Below are 1,449 nucleotides of genomic sequence, written 5' to 3'. Positions count from 1 at the left end.
CCCGGCGCTCACCGACGCGCGGCGGCTGCTGTCGGCGGCGCGCGGTTCCGGGGCCGAGGTCGGCGCGGAGATCGAGGGCCCGCTCGACGCGGTGCCGGGGCCGGTGTCCCGGGAGGGCTACCGCATCGTGCAGGAGGCGCTGACCAATGTGCTGCGGCACGCGGGCCCGGTGCCGGTGGCCGTGCGGATCGCGGTCGCCGGGGACGTACTCGAACTGGACGTGCGCAATCCGCTGGACGGGGCGGACGCGCGTACCGGTGGCGGCGGGAGCGGGCTGCGCGGCATCCGCGAGCGCGCCGCGCTGCTCGGCGGGCACGCCGACACCGGCCCGTACGAGGGCGGGTGGCGGGTGCGCGTACGGCTGCCGCTCGACGGGCTCGGCCCAGTCGAGCCGAAGGCAAGTCCCCTCCCCCGTCCTGCGGGGCGGCGTGCCTGAGCCGGGTCGCCTGACATGAGGCGGGAGTTGGGTGAAGAGACCTAGGGTGTTCGTGTGCCGATATCCGTGCTGCTGGTGGACGACGAACCGCTCGTACGGGCCGGGTTGCGGGCGATCCTCGCGGCCCAGCCCGACATCGAGGTGACGGGCGAGGCGGCCGACGGGGCCGCGGTGCTGCCGCTGGTGCGGTCGCTGCGGCCGGACGTGGTGGCGATGGACGTGCGGATGCCGCTGCTGGACGGCATCGAGGCGACGCGGCTCGTCCTGCGCTCGCTCGACCGGCCGCCGAAGATTTTGGTCGTGACGACCTTCGAGAACGACGCCTATGTCTACGACGCGCTGCGCGCGGGCGCGGACGGCTTCCTCCTCAAGCGCGCCCACCCGTCCGAGATCGTGCACGCCGTGCGGCTGGTGGCGGCGGGCGAGTCGCTGCTGTTCCCCGCCGCGCTGCGGGCGCTCGCCGCCTCGTACGGCAACGAGCGCGCCCGCGAGGCGATGGAGCGGGCCGCGCTCACCGGCCGGGAGGCGGACGTGCTGCGGCTGATGGCCCGCGGAATGTCCAACTCGGAGATCGCGCGGAGCCTCGTCCTCGGCACCGAGACGGTGAAGTCGCATGTCAGCGCGGTGCTGGCGAAGCTCGGCGCGCGGGACCGCACACAGGCGGTGATCGCCGCCTACGAGTCGGGATTCGTGGCGCCCGGGTGACATCGAAGGCTCGCCGAGCCGTCCTGATCCGGATAGCATCCGGCTCACATGTACATCCGGTCGAACAAATGGGTGATCATGTGCGCGACGGGGGAGACGAAGGAGGCGGTACGTGGGGCGGCTCACCGGTGGAGACCCGTCTTTGCTGCGGCGGATCAACTCCGCGGTCGTGCTGCACGCGCTGCGCGCGGCCGACGCTCCGACCCTCACCGACCTCGTCCAGGCCACGGGGCTGTCCCGGCCGACGGTCGAGGGCGTCGTCGAGGGGCTGATCGACACCGGCCTGGTGGCCGAGGCGTCGGCCGAGG

General features: G+C 73.7%; 3 protein-coding genes. All 3 read left to right on the top strand.

What is annotated here, in order from left to right; genetic code table 11:
* A partial coding sequence (locus ACFU99_RS43540; protein ID WP_384404300.1) for a sensor histidine kinase occupies positions 1–436 on the top strand: 436 nt, incomplete at its 5' end.
* Positions 437–490: 54 nt separating this feature from the next.
* A complete protein-coding gene (locus ACFU99_RS43535) occupies positions 491–1,141 on the top strand; it encodes a response regulator (protein WP_384404298.1) in 651 nt (216 codons plus the stop codon).
* A 112-nt stretch (positions 1,142–1,253) separates the two neighbouring features.
* On the top strand, positions 1,254–1,449 hold a 196-nt coding region (locus ACFU99_RS43530), incomplete at its 3' end, for a MarR family transcriptional regulator (protein WP_384404296.1).

It is taken from the genome of Streptomyces sp. NPDC057654, from assembly GCF_042800135.1.
Classification (GTDB): domain Bacteria; phylum Actinomycetota; class Actinomycetes; order Streptomycetales; family Streptomycetaceae; genus Streptomyces.
This window is presented reverse-complemented; position numbering and strand designations above follow the sequence as displayed.